At 64.8% G+C, this 19,186-nt stretch carries 18 protein-coding genes; 15 read left to right on the top strand and 3 right to left on the bottom strand.

Annotation, left to right across the window (positions count from 1 at the left end):
* Positions 1-19 precede the first annotated feature (19 nt).
* The 8 genes from F600_RS0124395 (at position 20) to F600_RS29725 (ending at position 9,911) form a co-directional block, all read left to right on the top strand.
* Positions 20-670, top strand: coding sequence for a dTMP kinase (locus F600_RS0124395; protein ID WP_018163288.1), 651 nt, complete (start codon positions 20-22; stop codon positions 668-670).
* Positions 671-689: 19 nt separating this feature from the next.
* A complete protein-coding gene (mtrA, locus tag F600_RS0124390; protein WP_026306907.1) occupies positions 690-1,367 on the top strand; it encodes an MtrAB system response regulator MtrA in 678 nt (225 codons plus the stop codon).
* 3 nt (positions 1,368-1,370) lie between these two features.
* A complete protein-coding gene (gene mtrB / locus F600_RS0124385) occupies positions 1,371-3,053 on the top strand; it encodes an MtrAB system histidine kinase MtrB (protein WP_051090907.1) in 1,683 nt (560 codons plus the stop codon).
* On the top strand, positions 3,050-4,819 hold the full coding sequence (gene lpqB / locus F600_RS0124380) for an MtrAB system accessory lipoprotein LpqB (RefSeq protein ID WP_018163285.1): 1,770 nt from the start codon (positions 3,050-3,052) through the stop codon (positions 4,817-4,819). Before mtrB ends, lpqB begins: the two co-directional genes overlap by 4 nt.
* 110 nt (positions 4,820-4,929) lie before the next feature.
* Positions 4,930-5,466 carry a ComF family protein gene (locus tag F600_RS0124375; RefSeq protein WP_245541619.1) on the top strand — a complete coding sequence of 179 codons (537 nt, stop codon included), beginning with the start codon at positions 4,930-4,932 and terminating at the stop codon, positions 5,464-5,466.
* 258 nt (positions 5,467-5,724) lie between these two features.
* Positions 5,725-6,411, top strand: coding sequence for a ribosome hibernation-promoting factor, HPF/YfiA family (hpf, locus tag F600_RS0124370; protein WP_018163283.1), 687 nt, complete (start codon positions 5,725-5,727; stop codon positions 6,409-6,411).
* A 137-nt stretch (positions 6,412-6,548) separates the two neighbouring features.
* A complete protein-coding gene (gene secA / locus F600_RS0124365; protein WP_018163282.1) occupies positions 6,549-9,341 on the top strand; it encodes a preprotein translocase subunit SecA in 2,793 nt (930 codons plus the stop codon).
* A 132-nt stretch (positions 9,342-9,473) separates the two neighbouring features.
* Entirely contained in the window at positions 9,474-9,911 is a 438-nt protein-coding gene (locus F600_RS29725) for a DUF5994 family protein (protein ID WP_018163281.1), read from the top strand.
* Here the strand turns inward: F600_RS29725 and F600_RS31795 are convergent.
* Complete coding sequence (locus tag F600_RS31795) at positions 9,889-10,368, bottom strand: Rv3235 family protein (RefSeq protein ID WP_156024810.1); 480 nt, start codon at positions 10,366-10,368, stop codon at positions 9,889-9,891. The two genes, F600_RS29725 and F600_RS31795, sit on opposite strands and share 23 nt — an antisense overlap.
* A gap of 124 nt (positions 10,369-10,492) precedes the next feature.
* On the opposite strand from F600_RS31795, the gene F600_RS0124350 reads away from it, so the two are divergent.
* Together F600_RS0124350 and F600_RS0124345 are read left to right on the top strand one after the other, a co-directional pair.
* The gene (locus F600_RS0124350) at positions 10,493-11,887 is read left to right on the top strand and encodes a WS/DGAT/MGAT family O-acyltransferase (protein ID WP_018163279.1); all 1,395 of its coding nucleotides are present in this window, start codon (positions 10,493-10,495) and stop codon (positions 11,885-11,887) included.
* Complete coding sequence (locus tag F600_RS0124345; RefSeq protein WP_018163278.1) at positions 11,884-12,387, top strand: DUF6912 family protein; 504 nt, start codon at positions 11,884-11,886, stop codon at positions 12,385-12,387. Before F600_RS0124350 ends, F600_RS0124345 begins: the two co-directional genes overlap by 4 nt.
* Here F600_RS0124345 and F600_RS0124340 read toward each other — a convergent pair.
* Positions 12,380-12,829 carry a DUF4383 domain-containing protein gene (locus F600_RS0124340; RefSeq protein WP_018163277.1) on the bottom strand — a complete coding sequence of 150 codons (450 nt, stop codon included), beginning with the start codon at positions 12,827-12,829 and terminating at the stop codon, positions 12,380-12,382. The genes F600_RS0124345 and F600_RS0124340 overlap by 8 nt on opposite strands.
* A gap of 95 nt (positions 12,830-12,924) precedes the next feature.
* Here F600_RS0124340 and F600_RS0124335 point away from each other — a divergent pair, with 95 nt between their 5' ends.
* The 5 genes from F600_RS0124335 to F600_RS0124315 all read left to right on the top strand — a co-directional run bounded on the left by F600_RS0124335 (position 12,925) and on the right by F600_RS0124315 (position 18,195).
* The gene (locus F600_RS0124335; protein WP_018163276.1) at positions 12,925-13,503 is read left to right on the top strand and encodes a TetR/AcrR family transcriptional regulator; all 579 of its coding nucleotides are present in this window, start codon (positions 12,925-12,927) and stop codon (positions 13,501-13,503) included.
* Between the two features lie 77 nt (positions 13,504-13,580).
* On the top strand, positions 13,581-14,696 hold the full coding sequence (locus F600_RS0124330; RefSeq protein ID WP_018163275.1) for a ferredoxin reductase: 1,116 nt from the start codon (positions 13,581-13,583) through the stop codon (positions 14,694-14,696).
* 27 nt (positions 14,697-14,723) lie between these two features.
* A complete protein-coding gene (locus tag F600_RS0124325; protein ID WP_018163274.1) occupies positions 14,724-16,028 on the top strand; it encodes a fatty acid desaturase family protein in 1,305 nt (434 codons plus the stop codon).
* A gap of 81 nt (positions 16,029-16,109) precedes the next feature.
* Positions 16,110-17,333 carry a fatty acid desaturase family protein gene (locus tag F600_RS0124320; RefSeq protein ID WP_018163273.1) on the top strand — a complete coding sequence of 408 codons (1,224 nt, stop codon included), beginning with the start codon at positions 16,110-16,112 and terminating at the stop codon, positions 17,331-17,333.
* A gap of 25 nt (positions 17,334-17,358) precedes the next feature.
* Positions 17,359-18,195, top strand: a complete 837-nt coding sequence (locus tag F600_RS0124315) for an SDR family oxidoreductase (RefSeq protein ID WP_018163272.1) — start codon at positions 17,359-17,361, stop codon at positions 18,193-18,195.
* Here F600_RS0124315 and rsgA read toward each other — a convergent pair.
* The gene (gene rsgA / locus F600_RS0124310; protein WP_018163271.1) at positions 18,189-19,181 is read right to left on the bottom strand and encodes a ribosome small subunit-dependent GTPase A; all 993 of its coding nucleotides are present in this window, start codon (positions 19,179-19,181) and stop codon (positions 18,189-18,191) included. The two genes, F600_RS0124315 and rsgA, sit on opposite strands and share 7 nt — an antisense overlap.
* Positions 19,182-19,186: the final 5 nt, after the last annotated feature.

Below are 19,186 nucleotides of genomic sequence, written 5' to 3'. Positions count from 1 at the left end.
CGGAGCCTACGATGCGCAAGTGGGCATTCTCATCGCCATCGAAGGCGTCGACGGGGCAGGCAAGCAGACGCTGACGCGAGCGATTGCGCGCGAACTCGAAGATCGCGGCAAGGACGTCATCCGCGTGGGCTTCCCGCGCTATGGAGAATCCGTTCACGCCGACTTGGCGGCCGAAGCGCTCCGCGGAGAGCACGGAGACCTCGCCGACAGCGTTTATGCGATGGCGACAATGTTTGCGCTCGATCGGCACGCGGCACTCGGCGAGCTACAGCGCCAAATCAACCGCCACGACGTGGTGATCCTCGATCGCTACGTCGCCTCGAACGCGGCGTACAGCGCCGCCCGGCTTCGGCAGGATGCGGAGGGCACGGTCGTCAAATGGATCCGCGAACTCGAGTTCGAGCGCTTCGGTCTGCCGAAACCGGATCTGCAGCTTCTGGTTTCGGTTCCGGTCGAAATCGCACAGGCGCGTGCGCGCCAGCGTGAGGAAACCGATTCGGACCGTGCGCGGGACAGTTACGAACGGGATTCAGACTTGCAGGCCCGCACCGCCGCGATCTACGGTCAGCTTGCCGAACAGGGCTGGATCAGCCCGTGGCAAACCGTTGATAACACGGCAGACGCGACGCAACACGCGAATGAACTGGTCAATCAGCTATTCCAGGCCTGATGAGTGACACGATTGAGACATGAAACCAAGGATTCTGGTTGTCGACGACGACACAGCATTAGCGGAGATGCTGACGATCGTCCTTCGCGGCGAGGGCTTTGAGCCTTTCGTCGTCGGGGATGGATCGCAGGCTCTGGCCGCCGTTCGAGAGACCCGTCCTGACCTGGTGCTGCTCGACCTCATGTTGCCCGGTATGAACGGCATCGATGTCTGCCGGGTTCTACGGGCTGATTCCGGTGTTCCGATCGTCATGCTGACGGCGAAGACGGACACCGTCGATGTTGTTCTCGGTCTTGAATCAGGTGCTGACGATTACATCGTCAAGCCGTTCAAGCCGAAGGAGCTCGTTGCTCGCGTGCGTGCGCGCCTTCGTCGGACCGAGGAGGAGCCTTCCGAGGTTCTCTCGATCGCGGACGTGGTGATCGACGTGCCGGCGCACAAGGTCACGCGCGACGACAAGCTCATCTCCCTGACGCCGCTCGAGTTCGACCTCCTGGTCGCGCTCGCTCGCAAGCCGCGTCAGGTGTTCACTCGTGAGGTGCTGTTGGAGCAGGTGTGGGGTTACCGCCACGCTGCCGACACGCGTCTGGTGAACGTCCACGTGCAGCGTCTTCGCGCGAAGGTCGAGAAGGACCCGGAAAACCCGGAAGTCGTCCTCACGGTCCGCGGCGTTGGTTACAAGGCCGGCCCGCCGTAAGAAATGCTGGGACTTTCTAGGCTGCAGCGACGGGTCGACCGTGCTCTTGCCCCCTTCATGCGGTGGTTCCAGAACCTCGGCGGATCGATGGGGCGGGCTTGGCGCCGGTCGCTGCAGCTGCGTGTGGTGGTATCGACGCTGACGTTGTCGCTGATCGTCATCAGCGTCCTCGGCGTCGTTCTCACCAGCCAGATCACCGATCGACTCCTCGAGGCGAAAATCAACGCCGCCATCGAGGAGCTCGACCGGGCCCGTAACGCCGTCGAGGCGAAACTCGCGGGACCAGACGTTCTCGATGCCCCGGAGGCACGCCTCGAGAGTGCGCGCGCCGCGCTGACCAGTCCCTCACCGGACGGTAGCCAGGAGTCGAGTGCGGCCGGCACGTTCGAGCCGGTGTTGATTGTTCCGGCGAGTGCGACGAGCCCCGCGCTCACGAGCGGTCCGGCCAATCAGATTCCGCAGGCGCTGCGAGACTTCGTCAAGGCCGGTCAGATCACGCGCCAGTATGCGACCGTCTCGGACCCCGACGGCTACAACGGCCGCGCGCTCATCGTGGGCACGCCGACGGTCGGTGAGGTCGACGGTCTCGAGCTGTATCTGATCTATCCGCTGGCCAGCGAAGAACGGATCCTGACGCTCATTCGCGGCACGATGCTCATCGGTGGCGTCGTGCTGCTGGTGCTGCTCGTGGCGATCTCGATGCTCGTGTCGAGGCAGGTCGTCATTCCGACCCGTTCGGCCGCGCGTATCGCCGTCCGCTTTGCCGATGGTCGCCTCAAAGAGCGAATGCCCGTCCGGGGCGAAGATGACATGGCCAGATTGGCGATGTCGTTCAACCAGATGGCCGAGAGTCTGTCCAAACAGATCACGCAGCTCGAAGAGTTCGGCAATCTGCAGAAACGCTTCACCTCCGATGTCAGCCATGAGCTGCGCACTCCACTTACCACGGTCCGCATGGCGGCCGACCTCATCTACGACGACAAGGACGAGTTGAGTCCGAGTCTCGGTCGCGCCTCGGAGCTGCTCGTCAACGAACTCGACCGCTTCGAGTCGTTGCTGGGCGACCTGCTGGAGATCTCACGTCACGATGCGGGTGTCGCCGAACTCTCGGTCGAGCTGCTGGACCTGCGCATGTGCGTCAACGCTGCCGTCGCGACGGTGCGACAGCTGGCCATCGACTCATCGACCGAGCTCATCGTGGATGTGCCGCCGCAGGGCGTCATGGTCGCTGTCGACCCGCGTCGCGTCGAACGAATCCTGCGCAATCTTCTTGCGAATGCCATCGACCACAGCGAAGGGAAACCGGTGCTCATCCGGCTTCGCGCCAACGACAATGCGGCCGCGATCATCGTGCGCGACCAAGGTGTCGGCCTTCGCCCTGGCGAAGAGAAGCTCGTCTTCAACCGTTTCTGGCGTGCGGACCCGTCGCGCGTGCGCCGTTCGGGCGGTACCGGTCTCGGGCTGGCGATCAGCGTCGAGGACGCGCACCTTCACGACGGTAAGCTCGAGGCATGGGGCGAGCCCGGCCAGGGTTCGGTCTTCCGCCTGACCCTCCCGCGTCAGCGCGGCCGCAAGGTCCTCGGGTCGCCGTTGCCGCTCAAGCCGCCGGTCCGCCGACCGCTGCCGGCTGCGATCGACGCGGATCAGCAGACCTTGGATGTGCGTATTCCGGAGCACCATTCGTGAACCCCCTGAAGTCGACTGCTGCGATCGCAGCAGTCGTCGCGTTTGCGTTGTCTACCGCCGGGTGCGCGAGCCTTCCGGACACCTCCACCCCGCAGGCCGTGGGGACTGTGCCGGGCGCTGTCGGCACGAATTTCGCCGAGCCGACGCCGGGCGCGAAGCCGGAGGCGCTACTGCGTGACTTCATCCGCGCCAGCGGCGATCCGACCGATCGGCATGCCGCCGCCCGGCGCTTCCTTCTGCCCGGGGTTGCGCAGGGTTGGGACGACGCCGGTTCGGTGACGCTCATCGAGAGTGTCGACGTGGTGGCGGACGGCCGCACCGGCGACAACGCAACGTTCGTCGTGCGAGCCCACAAGGTTGGCGAACTGCGTTCCGGCGGTATCTACAAGCCGGACGACTCACGCCTCGAAGTGCGGGTCTCGCTGGCGAAGGCCGATGGGGAGTGGCGCGTCTCGTCGCTGCCGCCGGGTGTGCTGGTCGAGCGGTCGCAGTTCCTCAACACCTACCAGCGCCGGACTCTGTACTACTTCAATGCTGCTGGGCAGATCCCGGTGCCGGATCAGCGGTGGATTTCGGTAAGCCGGCCACAGACGGCAGGGGCACTGATGGCGCTCCTCGTCGGCGGACCTCGTGACGTGCTTCGTCCGGCCTTGGAAAATGCACTCGAGGGAGTCTCGATTCGGGGCGACGTCACGAACGCGGCCGGCGAGTCGATGGCGGCTGCTGCGCCGGGAAGCGGCGTGCGGATCGATCTCGGTGGGCTCGGCAACGCCAACCCGGACACCCGCCGCCTCGCTGCCGCGCAAATCGTCTGGACCCTCGCCAAGGCCGAAGTGTCGGGTCCGTACGTGATCCTCGCGGACGGCGAGCCTCTCGACCCGGCCCATGCCTCGGGCTGGTCGACGACGGACGTGTCCGAGTTCGACCCCGTTCGCGCGGCCGAGGCCGAAGTCGGGCTGCATGCGCTCGCCGGTGGACAGCTCGTGACGGTGAACGGCAGCCGTCTGGAACCCGTCCCGGGGTACTTCGGGAGCACGACGAGCCTGCGATCGGCCGCGATCAACCACGACGGATCGCTCATCGCGGCGGTGTCGGAAACCGGGCGATCCCAGCCGGAACCGGCGCGTGCGCTCATGCTCGGCGGGCAGTCGCCGGTTGCGGATACGGTCGTGGCGGGATCGACGATTTCGCGTCCGACGTGGACAGCCGACGGCGCGACCGCCTGGGCGGTGGTCGATGGCCGTCGGGTCATCGCCGCGACCCGCGACCGGAACAACGGTGCGATTTCGCTCGCGGAGGTCGACACCCACGAGTTCAATGACCTCCCCGGCTCGATCACCGAGCTCCGGCTCGCGCGGGACGGCGTCCGTGCCGCGCTCATCATCGACGGCAAGGTGTACCTCGCCACGGTGGTACCGCAGAGCGGCGGCGGGGTCTCGCTGACCGCGCCGCGACAGATCGCGCGCGAACTCGGCAGCGCGGCTCTCGCCTTGGATTGGGCCACTGCGGAGACGATCGTCATCGCGCGGGCGACATCGGACGTTCCGGTACTCGTCTCGTCGATCGACGGCGCCCGCCTCGACGCGTTGCCGACCCGCAACCTCGAAGCTCCGGTGCTGGCCATCGACGCTTCGCAGACGACCGAGTTCGTCGTCGATGCGCGCTCGGTTTATTCGCTCAACAACAACGACTCCGCTGGCGATCGAGAGTGGCGGGAAGTTCCGGGACTGGCGGGCACTCGGGCGATCCCCGTGCTGCCCGGCTGATGCGCGCGCTCCTCGATCTCGTTCTTCCGCAGATCTGCGCGGGTTGTGATCGGCCCGGTGCGGTCTTCTGTGACCGGTGCCAGGGGAGCTTGTGGCCGCAGCCACGGCAGGTGCGAGCTCGGCACGATGCCGGCGCGCCGTGCTGGGCGATGGGTGACTACGGCGGACCGCTGCGTCGGGCCATCCTGGCGGGCAAGGACCACGGCCGCCGGGAGACCGCGCCGGCGTTCGGCCGGCTGTATGCGGCGGCGATCGGTTGGATGCGGACCTTCGGCGAGCTCGATCCGCCGGAGCTTGCGCCGCTCATTCTCATTCCCGCACCGAGTTCGAAACGTGCCGCCCGGCGGCGCGGTGGTGACCCGGTGACCCGGGCCGCACAGGAGGCTGCAGCGCGCGTCGGGGCGACGGTGGAGCCGGTGTTGTCGCTCACCAAGGGGGTGTCGGATTCGTCAGGTCTATCGGCCCGTTCCCGTGCCCGAAACCTGGTTGGGCACGTGCGAGCTCGCGAAATTCCGGACGCGAAGGACGCCAACGTCGTGCTGCTCGATGACGTTCTGACCACCGGTGCGACGACCGCGGAATCGGTGTCCGCTTTGTCCACGACGGGCGTGCACGTCACGGCGATCTTGGTGTTGGCCCGCACGTAATTCGATGCTGGGGAGTTGTTTAAAACCTCGTAACAGAATTGTGCGAAGTCCACAGAAGCGCTGGATTTGCCTGCAAAAGGGGACTACCTTCGGTTCACACACCCGATGCACGGTGGGAGGTGGTGCCCATTCTCTAGTGCCGGGCGCGCATGCCCAGTTGGCACGTCATCCAGTTCCTAGATACGTCTGAAATGTGCAGACATTCGCCACGAAATCGGCGAAAGCTGTTTAGACGTAATCGCATTCGGGGAGGTACGAGTGACAACCGTTTCTGAATCACCGGTTTTCGAGGCTCCAGCGGACGAAACGCTGGAACAGACTCCTGAATCGCCAGACGTCGAGATCGTCGTTAAAGGTCGCAACGTCGAGGTACCAGATCACTTTCGAATTTACGTCTCGGAGAAACTATCCCGGCTTCAGCGGTTTGACCCATCCATCCATCTCTACGACGTCGAGCTTTTTCACGAGCGCAATCGTCGTCAGCGCAAGAGCTGTCAGCATGTCGAGATCACCGTCCGTCGCAAAGGCCCGGTAGTCCGCGCCGAAGCAGCGGCCGACAGCTTCTATGCCGCACTCGAAGCGGTGTGCGCCAAGCTCGAGTCCAGACTGCGCCGAGCCAAGGACCGGCGGCAGGTTCACTACGGCGGAAAGAAACTCATCTCGGTTGCCGAGGCCACCGCGACTCTCGCGATGGATGGGCAAGAAGCGTCCGAGATGTCCGCACCCATCAACAAAAAGAAGAAGCGTGAGCCCCTTCCGGACGGGCCGGGTCGCGTGGTGCGAGTCAAGGAGCACCCCGACAATCCCATGACAGTCGACGAGGCACTCTCCGCAATGGAGCTCGTCGGTCACGACTTCTTCCTCTTCCATGACAAGGAGACAGACCGTCCGAGTGTCGTCTATCGGCGGCACGCATTCGACTACGGGCTTATTCGGCTCGCGTAGTTGTCACGTTTGGTAGCGGCCGGGCATCTCGATGAGGTGCCCGGCCCTCGTGTTTCACGTCATTTTGCGAAGCTTGGGCACACCGGGCGCCAGGCACATCCTGTGCCTCTCCGGGCGAACGCCTAACATGGGGAATCGTGCCAACGCTTTCGCTGTCAAGCCTGCTCCGGATCGGTGAAGGGCGCACCGTCAAGCGCCTGAAGTTCCTCGCCAACGAGGTCTCCGCCCTGGGGCCCGAGTTCGAGAAGCTTTCCGACGCCGAACTGGCCGCCAAGACCAACGAATTCCGGCAGCGGCACGAGAACGGTGAGTCGCTCGACGAGCTTCTTCTCGAAGCTTTCGCGACCGCCCGCGAGGCGTCCTGGCGCGTCTTGAGCCAGAAGCACTACGACGTCCAGGTCATGGGCGGCGCGGCGCTACACATCGGCAACATCGCCGAGATGAAGACCGGTGAGGGAAAGACGCTCACCTGTGTTCTGCCGGCCTACCTCAACGCGATCGGCGGCGAGGGCGTTCACGTCGTCACCGTCAACGACTACCTGGCCAAGCGTGACTCCGAGTGGATGGGTCGCGTCCACCGCTTCCTCGGCCTCGAGGTCTCGGTGAACATGCCGGAGATGTCGCAGCCACAGAAGAAGCAGGCGTACGCAGCCGACATCACCTACGGCACGAACAACGAGTTCGGCTTCGACTACTTGCGTGACAACATGATGCACAACCTCACGGACCTGGTGCAGCGTGGCCACAACTTCGCGATCGTCGACGAGGTCGACTCGATCCTCATCGACGAAGCGCGTACCCCGCTCATCATCTCCGGCCCGACGGATTCGAACTCGAAGTGGTACACCGAGTTCGCGCGTCTGGCGCCGCTGATGAAGAAGGACGTCCACTACGAGGTCGACATCAAGAAGCGCACCGTCGGTGTGCACGAAGAGGGCGTCGAGTTCATCGAGGACCAGCTCGGTATCGAGAACCTGTATGAAGCCGCCAATTCACCCCTGGTCGGCTACCTCAACAACGCGCTGAAGGCGAAAGAGCTCTACACGCGCGACAAGGAGTACATCGTCCGCCAGGGTGAAGTGCTCATCGTCGACGAGTTCACCGGTCGTATCCTCGCTGGTCGTCGGTACAGCGAAGGTATGCACCAGGCGATCGAGGCGAAGGAGCGCGTAGAGATCAAGGCCGAGAACCAGACTCTGGCCACGATCACGCTGCAGAACTACTTCCGCCTGTACAACAAGCTGTCCGGCATGACCGGTACCGCCCAGACCGAGGCCGCCGAACTGCACGAGATCTACGGCCTCGGCGTGGTCCCCATCCCGCCGAACCGCCCGATGATCCGCCTCGACCAGTCCGATCTGATCTACAAGACCGAGGTCGCGAAGTTCGAAGCCGTGGTCGACGACATCGCCGAGCGGCACGCGAAGGGCCAGCCGGTCCTCATCGGTACGACGAGCGTCGAGCGGTCGGAGTACCTGTCGAAGGCGCTCACCAAGCGCAGCGTTCCACACTCGGTCCTCAACGCCAAGTACCACGAGCAGGAAGCGCAGATCATCGCCGAGGCCGGTACCAGCGGTGCCGTCACGGTGGCGACGAACATGGCCGGTCGTGGTACCGACATCGTGCTCGGCGGTAACCCGGACATCATCGCCGACGTTCGTCTGCGTAAAGAGGGACTCGACCCGGTCAACACCCCGGACGAGTACCAGGCCGAGTGGAAGTCGACGCTCGCGCAGGTCAAGGCCGAAGTCGAAGCCGACGCCGAGAAGGTGAAGGAGGCCGGTGGTCTCTACGTGCTCGGTACCGAGCGCCACGAGTCCCGGCGTATCGACAACCAGCTCCGCGGTCGGTCGGGCCGCCAGGGTGACCCGGGTGAATCCCGTTTCTACCTGTCGCTCGGCGACGACCTCATGCGCCGCTTCAACGGTGCGGCACTGGAATCGATCATGAACCGTCTGCGCCTGCCGGACGATGTGCCGATCGAGGCGAAGATGGTCAGCAAGGCCATCCAGAGTGCGCAGACCCAGGTCGAGCAGCACAACTTCGAGATCCGCAAGAACCTCCTCAAGTACGACGAGGTCATGAACTCCCAGCGCAAGGTGATCTACGCCGAGCGTGCCCGCATTCTTCGTGGTGAAGACATGGAGGGCCAGGTCAACGGCATGATCAACGACGTCGTGACGGAGTACGTCAACGGCGCCACCTCCGAGGGTTACGTCGAGGACTGGGATCTCGAGAAGCTGTGGACCGCGCTCAAGACGCTGTACCCGGTGGGAATCGACCACAAGAAACTGGTCGGCGAGACCGCGGTCGGCGAGGCTGGCGAACTCACACGCGCGGAACTTCTGGAGGCGGTCCTCGAGGATGCGCACAAGGCGTACGAGCGGCGCGAGGCCGAGATCGATGAGAAGGCCGGCATCGGCGCGATGCGTAACCTCGAGCGCCAGGTCCTCATGGCGGTTCTCGACCGAAAGTGGCGCGAGCACCTGTACGAGATGGACTACCTCAAGGACGGCATCGGCCTCCGTGCGGTGGCGCAGCGCGACCCGGTCGTCGAGTACCAGCGCGAAGGCTTCGACATGTTCGTCGCGATGCTCGATGGCCTGAAGGAGGAGTCCGTCGGATTCCTGTTCAACCTCCAGGTCGAGGTCACGCCGCCGCCGGTCGACCCCGGGCTGCCGATGGAAGCCGGCCTGACCTCGCCCGTCGGTGCGTCTGCTCCGGCCAGGCCGGAAGTGCACGGCAAGGGCATCGACGAGTCGGATCCCACGGGACTGAGCTACTCGGGTCCGACCGAACAGGGCGGCACGTCGGTTCGTCGAGACATGTCGGACGACTCGCAGTCGGGCACGCGTCGCGAACGTCGGGAAGCCGCACGCCAGGCGTCCAAGCCGGGCGGCAAGCCCGACAAGGCGCGTCGCAAGCGCTGATCACGGCAGCGCCGAGAGGGCTCGGCGTAGAGTCGGGGCATCGGTGGCACTTCGTGCGTCGGCCAATCAAGGTCGCGCCGTCGCTGATTCGAGTGCCTGGCTAGTCTCGCCTAGCCGTAGGGAGCCGTCGTAGTGACGCACAGCGGAGAATCGGCCCGACGGCACCCCTATGCCGAAACCAACCGAACACCGCGCCTGCTGCTGCGGAAGGCGTCGGAACCCGCGGTCGGACGAGTCGATGGAGTGTGGTGGCCGTGGACGACGAGTCTGGTCGTTGAGCTGCACGATCTCATCAACGCCGTGACATTCCGAACAGGCACCGTCACTCAGGTGAGTTTCCGCTGGAATGACGTGAACCGTCGGCAGCCGACAATCGAGCCGGCGGACGGGGTGCGGTTGTGTCCGCCATCGTTCGACCAGCCGGATGGAGTCATGTACGTATTCGGCCGGGCTGCCCGGTTGGCGCTCGTCGTGGTGCCCGCAGGCACCTTATCGGCCAAGACCGACCGTCTGGTTCGACTGGGTTCGCCTTCCGCGCATGGAGGACTCACGGCAGCGCCAACGCGCTGAGCAACCATCGCCCGTCCGAGTCCTGTGTGATGCGGGCGGCGATGGCGTGCACGCGGTTTCCGCGCGAGAACGTGCCGAATGCCTCCGCGACGCCGCGGCTGACCGCTTGCACTCGCACCCGCCGCAGGGCGGCGACGCTGGTACTCGGCCGCCGCGCGGTGAGGCGATTCTGGATGGATTCGCGAATCGCGGGATCGAGATGTGGGTGGAGCTGGGCGAACGCGCGGCGCCGGTCCATGACCTCCAGGAGTGTGCGAAAGACGCCTTCGGCGAAAACGCGCGCCGCTACCTCGAACTCATTGATCACCCGATCGGGGAGTGGGTGCCCGGATCGTCCGTCATGCGGTGACGCACGAGGTGCGAATCGACGTGGCATGCAGGGCGTCGGGTTGCCCATCTCGGGCTCGAGCGCAGGTGCGGGGGTCACCGCGGGACGCCGGCTGATCTCGGGGGTCACGCGGCGAGGGTGCCATGCCCAGACCCCCCTCACCGAGTTCCGGATCCCGCGATAGGGTGGGGGCGCACGGGACAAGGCACACTCTGCGGCTACCGCAGAATCAGCGTCGCGGGGAAGGGGTCCGATGGTATCGAGGCTGACGCTGCAGGACGCTTCTTTCCTCCTGCACGAGACCGCCACGGTGCCCATGCACATCGGTTCCCTTGCGATCGTGGACAATTCGTCCGGCGAGCTGACGTACGACCGGCTCATCGAAATTGTCGAGCGACGCCTGGCGTTGGTTCCTCGTTACCGCCAGAAGGTTCGTACCGTTCCACTCAGCCTCAGCCGTCCGGTGTGGGTCGACGATCGTGACTTCGACCTGACCTATCACATCCGGCGGTCCGCGCTGCCGAGTCCGGGCACGGACGATCAGCTGTACGACCTCGTTTCTCGGCTGTCGTCGCAGCGTCTCGACCGGTCCCGTCCGCTCTGGGAGATGTACCTCATCGAGGGATTGTCGAACGATCGTCTCGCCATCTACACGAAGTCGCATTCGGGTTTGGTCGACGGTGAGGTCAGTCTCGACATCGGACACGTCATTCTCGACGCGAGCCGGTCGCCGCGCGCGATCGCCGATGACCAGTGGCATCCGGATCGCGAGCCGTCCGGTGTCGGTCTTGCCGTCGGTGCACTCGCTGAGATAGCACTCCGTCCGGGACTGGGAAATGTACTGGTCAAGCGGGCGGCCGAGGAAGTCGGCAAGTCCGTGAAGTCGACGCTGAAAGACCTCGCGAAGCCCATCGCAAACTTCTCGACGGTCACGCGGTCGGTTCCCACCAGCCCGCTCAATGTCCCGAACTCGCTGCATCGGCGGTTCGCGGTCGTGAAGACGCCGCTGTCGGATTACCGGCGCATTCGCGAGCGCTTCGAATGCACGATCAACGACGTCATTCTCGCGGTCGTCGCCGGCGCTCTCCGGAACTGGATGTATTCGCGCGGCGAACTTCTGACCGCTTCGACGACCCTGCGCGGCCTCGTGCCGATGTCGGTGTACGTCGGAGATTCGGCGGACTCGGGTCCCAGCGAGGTGTCGTCGTTCCTCATCGACCTGCCGGTCGGGGAACCGAATCCCGTGATCCGCTTGTCGCACGTCGCGCATGCGACGCGTAATGGAAACCGTCGCAAGCCTGTTCGCGCTCGCACGCTCGTCCGGCTCGCGGGTTTTGCGCCCGCGAGCCTGCATGCCATGAGTGTTCGGGCCGCCGTCGGCTTCGAGCCCGGAGCCTTCAACGTCATGATCACGAACGCACCCGGGCCGCAGGTCCCGATGTACATCGGTGGGGCGCAGATGGTCGACATGTTCCCGGTGTCGCCGTTGCTGCGCGATCAGGCGCTGAGCATCGGCATGACGTCCTATGACGGCTCGGTGTACTACGGACTCAACGCGGATCGGGACGCCATGCCCGACATCGAGGTGTTGCGCAGTCTGCTGCGTGAATCGTTGGAGGAGTTGCTGCGGGTGTGTGACGAGCGATGAGGATCTACGTCCCGGCCACGGTGTCGGTGCTCGAGCAGCTCGTCGCTGACGGGCAGTTCTTTCCGCTGTCCGGTACCGCGTTCGCGGTGACGCCCGCTCTCCGGGAGTCGTATGCGGAGGGCGACGACGAAGAACTCTCGGAAATCGCACTCGAGGAGGCGGCGCGGGCGTCCCTGCGGCTGATCTCGGGTGAACATGCTTCGGGCAACCCCGTCGTCTTCCGGCGGGCGGTGATTGCGGCGGACGTACCGAATGCCGTGCTGCGACCCGACCTCGACGACGCCGTCGTCCGCGTATCCGACCCGGTTCGGCTCGATCAGGTGGCGTCGGCCCATCTCGACACCGCGGACGCGACCGAGGACGTCGAGGCCGCGGTCATGGCCGTTGACGAGGCGGACCTCGGTGATCCGGATGCCGAGTTTGTGGTGAGCACCGCCGCCGACCATGCGCTCGCGTGGTACGCGCAGCAGGAGCTGCCGTTCCTGCTGGAGCTCATGTAGCGGACCGGATCGGCCGCCATGGCAGGTCCCGTAACGTGTTTCGCCAGCCGCCGTCCCGCCGTACCTGAAGGACGGCGATGGCCACCATGATCGTCGCCGTGACGAGGTGGAGTATCGCGTCGGGAATGTGGTTCGGCATGTGGAGTACGTAGAGCACGCGTGACGACGCCAGCGCCCACACTCCGGATAGGCCGCCGCTCACGCCCGCGAACAGCAGATACAGCACGGACCACGAGTTGCGTACCGCGAAGAACAGACCTGGGACGAAAAGCACCAGACCCGCGACCGCATGCCAGCCGTTGTAGTCCATCCCGAGAACGCTGGCCGTGCGCGCGTCCGGCCCGATGGCGAAGCTCGGCTCCGCGATGAATCCGGCGATGGCCCACGGAACGTGGATGAGTGCGATGACGAGAAGACCCCATTGGGCGAGGGTCCAGCTCACAAAAGGCCTCTGCATGGCGAACACCAACCTAAGTTGACATGTGTCTACAACGACGCTACGACGGCAAGTAGACACATGTCAACTACGCTGGACGGATGACGAGAACCCGGCTGACCGCCGAGGAACGGCGGCGACAACTCGTCGATGTCGGCGCAAGCCTCTTCGCCGTGAAGCCGTACGACGACGTCTCGATGGAGGACATCGCCGAACGTGGGCAGATCTCTCGCGCCCTGCTCTACCGGCACTTTCCGACGAAGCGGGACCTCTTTGCCGCGATTTATCGACAGGCCGCGGACGGGCTCCTCGCGAAAACGGAGTTAGATACCTCGACGCCGCTCGCCGAGCAGATCGCCGCCGGCCTCGAGGCACACATCGACTACTTCGCCGCCAACCGAAACACCGTGCTCGCGGCCAACCGCACGCTCGCCGGGGACCCGATCATCCAGTCGATCATCGAGGGGGAGCTCGACGAACTTCGACGCCGCTTGATCGATGTCAGTGGCGTCGACGCCGAACACCGCCAGATGCTGTCGTCCGTCGTCATGAGCTGGCTGGTGTTCGTTCGGGTTCTCACGGTCGAATGGCTGACTGACGACGCGTTTTCTCGTGCGCAGCTGCGCGACGCTTCGCTCGGCGCACTCCTGGGTGCACTGGAAATGGCCAAGGTTCTCTGATCGTCGAGACGACGTGGCGACAGGTCACCTACGATGCCGTAGCCTGATGGCGAGTTTCGCGTAGAGGAGAGACAACGATGGGTTTGCGCGACTGGCTGGAGGCACCGGCGGCTGCCGTTGCGGCACCCGGTCGACCGCGGCTGAACGTTTTGCGTGGAATCGCCTCACGGGTGACGACTCCACTGCTTCCGGACGACTACCTCCACTTGGTGAACCCGTTGTGGTCCGCCCGGGAGTTGCGCGGCCGGGTCATGGACGTACGCCGCGAGACGCACGATTCCGCGACCCTGTTCATCAAGCCGGGGTGGGGCTTCAACTTCCGGTACCAGCCGGGGCAGTACATCGGCATCGGGGTGCTCCTCGACGGGCGGTGGAATTGGCGCTCCTATTCGCTGACGTCGCCGCCGCATCCCGAGGGCAAGCTCATCTCGATCACGGTCAAGGCGATGCCCGAGGGTCAGCTGTCATCGCACCTGGTCAACGGCGTTCCGGAGGGAACCATCGTTCGGCTCGCCGCACCGAAGGGAAACTTCGCTCTGCCGGCACCACCGCCGGAGAAGATCCTGTTCCTCACCGCGGGCAGTGGCCTCACTCCGGTCATCGCGATGCTGCGGACCATGGACCGCCGTGGGCAGCTACCCGACGTCGTCCATGTGCACTCCGCGCCGACTGCCGACGACGTTCTGTTCGGCGATGAGCTCAAGGCTCTCGCCGCGTCGCATCCCAACATCGTCAGCCATCTTCAGCTGACGCGCTCCCAGGGGCGCTTCTCGCTCGATTCGCTGGACCAGCTCTACCCCGACTGGCGAGAGCGGCAGACGTGGGCTTGTGGGCCGATTGCCATGCTGGAGGAGATCGAGCAGCGCTGGCTGCGCGAAGGGATCGCGGACAAGCTGCACACCGAGCGATTCGAAATCTCGCGCGTGGGTGCAGGTGGCCAGGGCGGAACGGTGGCGTTCGCGCGATCGGGTCGCGAAATCCACGCCGACGGGGCAACTCCGTTGCTGCACGCAGGGGAGTCGGCGGGAGTTCAAATGCCGTTCGGGTGCCGGATGGGCATCTGTCAGACCTGTGTGGTGACGTTGACCGCGGGTGCAGTTCGCGACTTGCGTTCTGGTGCGACCCACCACGAGGGTGAGAGAATTCAGACATGCATATCGGTCGCCGCGGGCGACTGTGCTCTTGACGTCTAGCAAAACAATCCATGGAGGACTGGCCGCGTGGCCATCACCGATATCAAAACGTATGCGCACCTGACTGACGCCGATGTCGAAGCGCTGGGCGCCGAACTCGACGCGATCCGTCGCGACATCGAAAGCAGCCGTGGTGAGCGGGATGCACGTTATATCCGCCGGGCGATTCGTACGCAGCGCCTGCTGGAACTGGCGGGGCGTGCGACGATCTTCGCTGGCAAGAGCCGTACCGCCTGGGTTGCGGGCACCGTCGCGCTCGCGCTCTCGAAGATCATCGAGAACATGGAGCTCGGCCACAACGTGAGCCACGGGCAGTGGGACTGGATGAACGATCCGGAGATCCACTCGACCTCGTGGGAGTGGGATATGGCGGGCTCGTCCGAGCAGTGGAAGCGCGCCCACAACTACTCGCACCACCTGTACACGAACGTCCTCGACATGGACGAGGATCTGGGCTTCGGCATCCTGCGCATGACCCGCGACGTCAAGTGGGAGCCCAAGCATCTCGCTCAGCCGCTGGCGAATATCCTGCTCGCGGCGACCTTCGAGTGGGGCATCGCCCTGCACGACCTGCATGCGCAGAAGCTGAAGGACGGTGTCCCGCCCACTCAGCGTTGGTCCGAGGCCGATAAGCAGTTCTGGATGAAGGCTGCGCGCCAGCTCAGCAAGGACTACGTGATCTATCCGGCGCTCTCGGGTCCGGTGTGGAAGCGCACGATGGTCGCCAATGCCACGGCCAACCTCGCACGGAACCTGTGGACGTATGCCGTCATCTTCTGCGGTCACTTCCCCGATGGTGCCGAGAAGTTCACCAAGGAGCAGTACGAGAACGAGACACACGCCGAGTGGTACCTGCGCCAGATGCTCGGCAGTGCGAATTTCAAGGCCGGTCCCGCGATGGCGTTCCTCAGCGGCAATCTGAGCTACCAGATCGAGCACCACATGTTCCCGGACCTGCCGAGCAATCGCTACGCCGAGATCTCGGTCCGGGTCCAGGAGTTGTGCGACAAGTACGACCTTCCGTACACGACCGGCTCAATGATGAAGCAGTACCTGCTGGCTTTCCGCACGATCCACAAGCTCGCGCTGCCGGACCAGTGGCTGCGCCGCACCGCGGACGACGCTCCGGAGACGTCGTCGGAGCGCAAGTTCGCCGACGTGCTGACGAACATGGCAAACCGCCTCGACCCGGACAACGATCGACGCGAGGGACTGCGTTCGGCGATGGAGAAGGTCAAGCAGCAGGCCCGCGAGAAGAAGGCTTCTCTGAAGGCGCAGGCCAAGGACAAGAAGGCCGAGTTCAAGAGTCGGGCGGAATCCCTGCGGCATTGACCTTGATCTGTTTACCCTTCAACGAAGCCGGTAACGGAGCCGTAACCATTGGAGCGACGGCACGTTCCTCGAGGGGTTTACATGGCAATCACCAACATTCGCGCTTTTGCGCACCTGTCCGATGCCGACGTCGAGGCGTTGGCGGTCGAGCTCGACCAAATCCGCAGGGACGTCGAAGCAGATCGTGGTGATCGGGACGCGCGCTACATCCGATCCGTCATTCGGTTCCAGCGCGGGCTCGAGGTTTCTGCTCGACTCCTGCTGTTCGCCAGTCGCCGTCGCGGTGCGTGGTGGCTCGGCGCCGGTACGCTCGGCGTCGCGAAGATCGTCGAGAACATGGAGATCGGGCATAACGTCATGCACGGTCAATGGGACTGGATGAACGACCCCGAGATCCATTCGTCGACCTGGGAGTGGGACAACCCGGATCCGTCGGCCCACTGGAAGCAGGTCCACAACCACATCCATCACAAGTTCACGAACGTTCTGGGCATGGACGACGACGTCGGATACGGCGTTCTGCGCGTCACCCGGGACCAGCCGTGGCGCCGCTTCCACTTGGGCAATCCGGTGTACAACCTCGTCCTCCAACTGCTCTTCGAGTACGGCGTCGCGATTCAGTACCTGCAGTTGCACAACGTCAACGCGCGACGTCGGGACCAGGTCGAGTTCGAGCGCCGTCGGGCGGCCGTCCTGTCGAAGGCGAGTAAGCAGATCACCAAGGACTACGTGATCTACCCAGCGCTCACCGGTCCCGCGTGGCGCACGACGCTGACCGCGAATCTCCTCGCGAACGCCATCCGCAACGTGTGGTCGAACATGGTGATCTTCTGTGGTCACTTCCCGGACGGCGCCGAGAAGTTCACCCGCCACGACCTGCGGAATGAGACCAAGGGGCAGTGGTACCTCCGCCAGATGCTCGGCAGCGCCAACATCAGTGGCGGACGGTTGATGACGTTCATGACCGGCAATCTCGACCACCAGATCGAGCACCATCTCTTCCCGGATATTCCGAGCAACCGCTACCGCGAGGTCGCGGTGCGCGTTCGCGCGCTGACCGAGAAGTACGACCTGCCGTACACGACCGGACCGCTGCTCGTGCAGTACGGGAAGGCCTGGCGCACGATCTTCAAGCTGTCGGTGCCGAACAAGTACCTCAAAGACTCTGCCGACAATGCGCCGGAGACACATTCGGAGCGGATGTTCGGGCAGATCGAGCGGGGAGCGGTCAACTCGGGGACCGGACGTCGACGCGGACTCCGGACGGCATTGAGAGAGCACCGCGGTCATCTCGTAACTCGTTAGCGGAGAACGCTCTAGACTCCGCTGCATGGGCGGGCTCATCGCGGTCAACGGTTCCACGGGTCAGCTGGGTGGGCGGATTGCGCGCCTGATTTCGGCGAGCGGCGCCCATCAACGACTTCTCGTTCGCGACCCGTCCCGAGTTCCGCGGCTGCCCCATTCGGAAGCGGAGCCGGTCGACCTGACGGATGCGTCGGGGACCCGGCGGCAGCTCGCGGGCGTCGACACCTTCGTGTTCGTCTCGCTGCCGGAGTCGAAGTATCGAGCGCGGCAGCAGGTCTCGGTGATCGAGGCGGCAGCGGCGGCCGGCGTCCAGCGCGTCGTCTACGTCAGCTTCGTAGGCGCGGCCCCGGACTGCACGTTCACCTTCGGACGCGACCACTGGCACACCGAGCAGGCGATCGTCGGCAGCGGCATGGAGTTCGTCATTCTGCGCAACAACTTCTACCAAGACGTTCTCGTGCACTTCGGCGGCCCGGACGGCGTGATCGCGGGCCCTGCCGCACAAGGCCGAGTCGCCGCCGTGGCCCGGGACGATAGCGCTGCGGCGATCGCTGCCGCTGCCCTGGACGACTCCCGAACGGGGCAGACCTACACGCTCACCGGGCCCGAGGCTCTCACGATGGCCGAGGTCGCCGCACTCATCACCGAGGTGACCGGCAAGCCGACAACCTACAAGGCGGAGACCTTCGACGAAGCGTACGACTCACGTGCCCAGTACGGCGCCGAGGCGTGGGAGGTCGAAGGTTGGGTCAGCTCGTATGCGTCGATCGCGAACGGGGAAACCGCGCTGGTCACGACGGACGTCGAGATGTTGGTCGGGAAACCGCCGCGCAGCTTCCGTGATTTCCTGGCGAATCAGTAGGTTTCGTTTGCGATGAGGCTGGTGAGCATGATTCGAACGGCGGCGACGCGGCGAGCCGACTGACCTTCGAGTTTGTCGAGTTCGCATTCCGGGTCAGCGGGCGGACCCAGATGGGTGCAACCACGCGGGCAGTTCTCGATGGCGTCGGCCAGGTCCGCGAACGGCGTGATCACGTCGTTCGAGGAGATGTGAGCGAGGCCGAACGACCGAACGCCAGGCGTGTCGATGACCCACCCGCGGCCGCTCGGCAGCGGAAAGGCGACGGACTGCGTCGACGTGTGACGGCCTTTGCCCACGCCGGTGACGTCTCCGACGGGCCGGAAGGCGTCCGGGATGATCCGGTTGACCATGGTCGACTTACCGACCCCGGAGTGGCCGATCAGTGCCGTCACCTTGCCGTCGAGGAGGTCGTTGATCGGCTCGATCGGGTCCTCGATACCAGCGTTGACGACTGTCAGTCCGAGATCTTCGAATAGCTGGGCGAATTCCGCGGCGTTCGCCAGGTCGCCCTTCGTAAGTGCGAGAACCGGTGTCAGCCCACCGGTGTACGCAGCGATCAGCGTGCGCTCGACGAATCCGGACCGAGGCGGCGGATCGGCGAGAGCCACCACGATCAGCAACTGTTGGGCGTTGGCGACGACGATGCGCTCGAACGGATCGGTGTCGTCGGCGGTGCGGCGCAAGACACTGGTCCGATCGGCGACGCGAATGATGCGAGCGAGGGTGTCGGACCGGCCGCTGAGGTCGCCCACGATGTCCACGCTGTCGCCGACGACGATCGGCGTTCGGCCGAGTTCGCGGGCACGCATCGCGACGACGAGGCGCTCAGGATCACCCCCGAGAACGCAACCCCAACGCCCGCGGTCGACGGAGATCACCATCGCCGACTCGGCGCTGTCGTGGGTGGGTCGAACCTTGGTGCGCGGACGCGAGCTCTTGCCCGGGCGTACCCGGACGTCGGACTCGTCGTAGTCGCGGCTTCTCATCGGCG

It is taken from the genome of Smaragdicoccus niigatensis DSM 44881 = NBRC 103563 (assembly GCF_000380645.1).
Lineage (GTDB): Bacteria > Actinomycetota > Actinomycetes > Mycobacteriales > Mycobacteriaceae > Smaragdicoccus > Smaragdicoccus niigatensis.
Note: the sequence above shows the minus strand (reverse complement) of the source record. Positions and strands in the feature narration are given on the sequence as shown.

Excerpts from the sequence above, each read along its gene's own strand:
- mtrA (WP_026306907.1), top strand. The coding sequence starts at position 690 with ATGAAACCAAGGATTCTGGTTGTCGACGACGACACAGCATTAGCGGAG.
- mtrB (WP_051090907.1), top strand. The coding sequence starts at position 1,371 with ATGCTGGGACTTTCTAGGCTGCAGCGACGGGTCGACCGTGCTCTTGCC.
- F600_RS0124350 (WP_018163279.1), top strand. The coding sequence starts at position 10,493 with ATGGTATCGAGGCTGACGCTGCAGGACGCTTCTTTCCTCCTGCACGAG.
- F600_RS0124345 (WP_018163278.1), top strand. The coding sequence starts at position 11,884 with ATGAGGATCTACGTCCCGGCCACGGTGTCGGTGCTCGAGCAGCTCGTC.
- F600_RS0124335 (WP_018163276.1), top strand. The coding sequence starts at position 12,925 with ATGACGAGAACCCGGCTGACCGCCGAGGAACGGCGGCGACAACTCGTC.
- F600_RS0124330 (WP_018163275.1), top strand. The coding sequence starts at position 13,581 with ATGGGTTTGCGCGACTGGCTGGAGGCACCGGCGGCTGCCGTTGCGGCA.
- F600_RS0124320 (WP_018163273.1), top strand. The coding sequence starts at position 16,110 with ATGGCAATCACCAACATTCGCGCTTTTGCGCACCTGTCCGATGCCGAC.
- F600_RS0124315 (WP_018163272.1), top strand. The coding sequence starts at position 17,359 with ATGGGCGGGCTCATCGCGGTCAACGGTTCCACGGGTCAGCTGGGTGGG.
- rsgA (WP_018163271.1), bottom strand. The coding sequence starts at position 19,181 with ATGAGAAGCCGCGACTACGACGAGTCCGACGTCCGGGTACGCCCGGGC.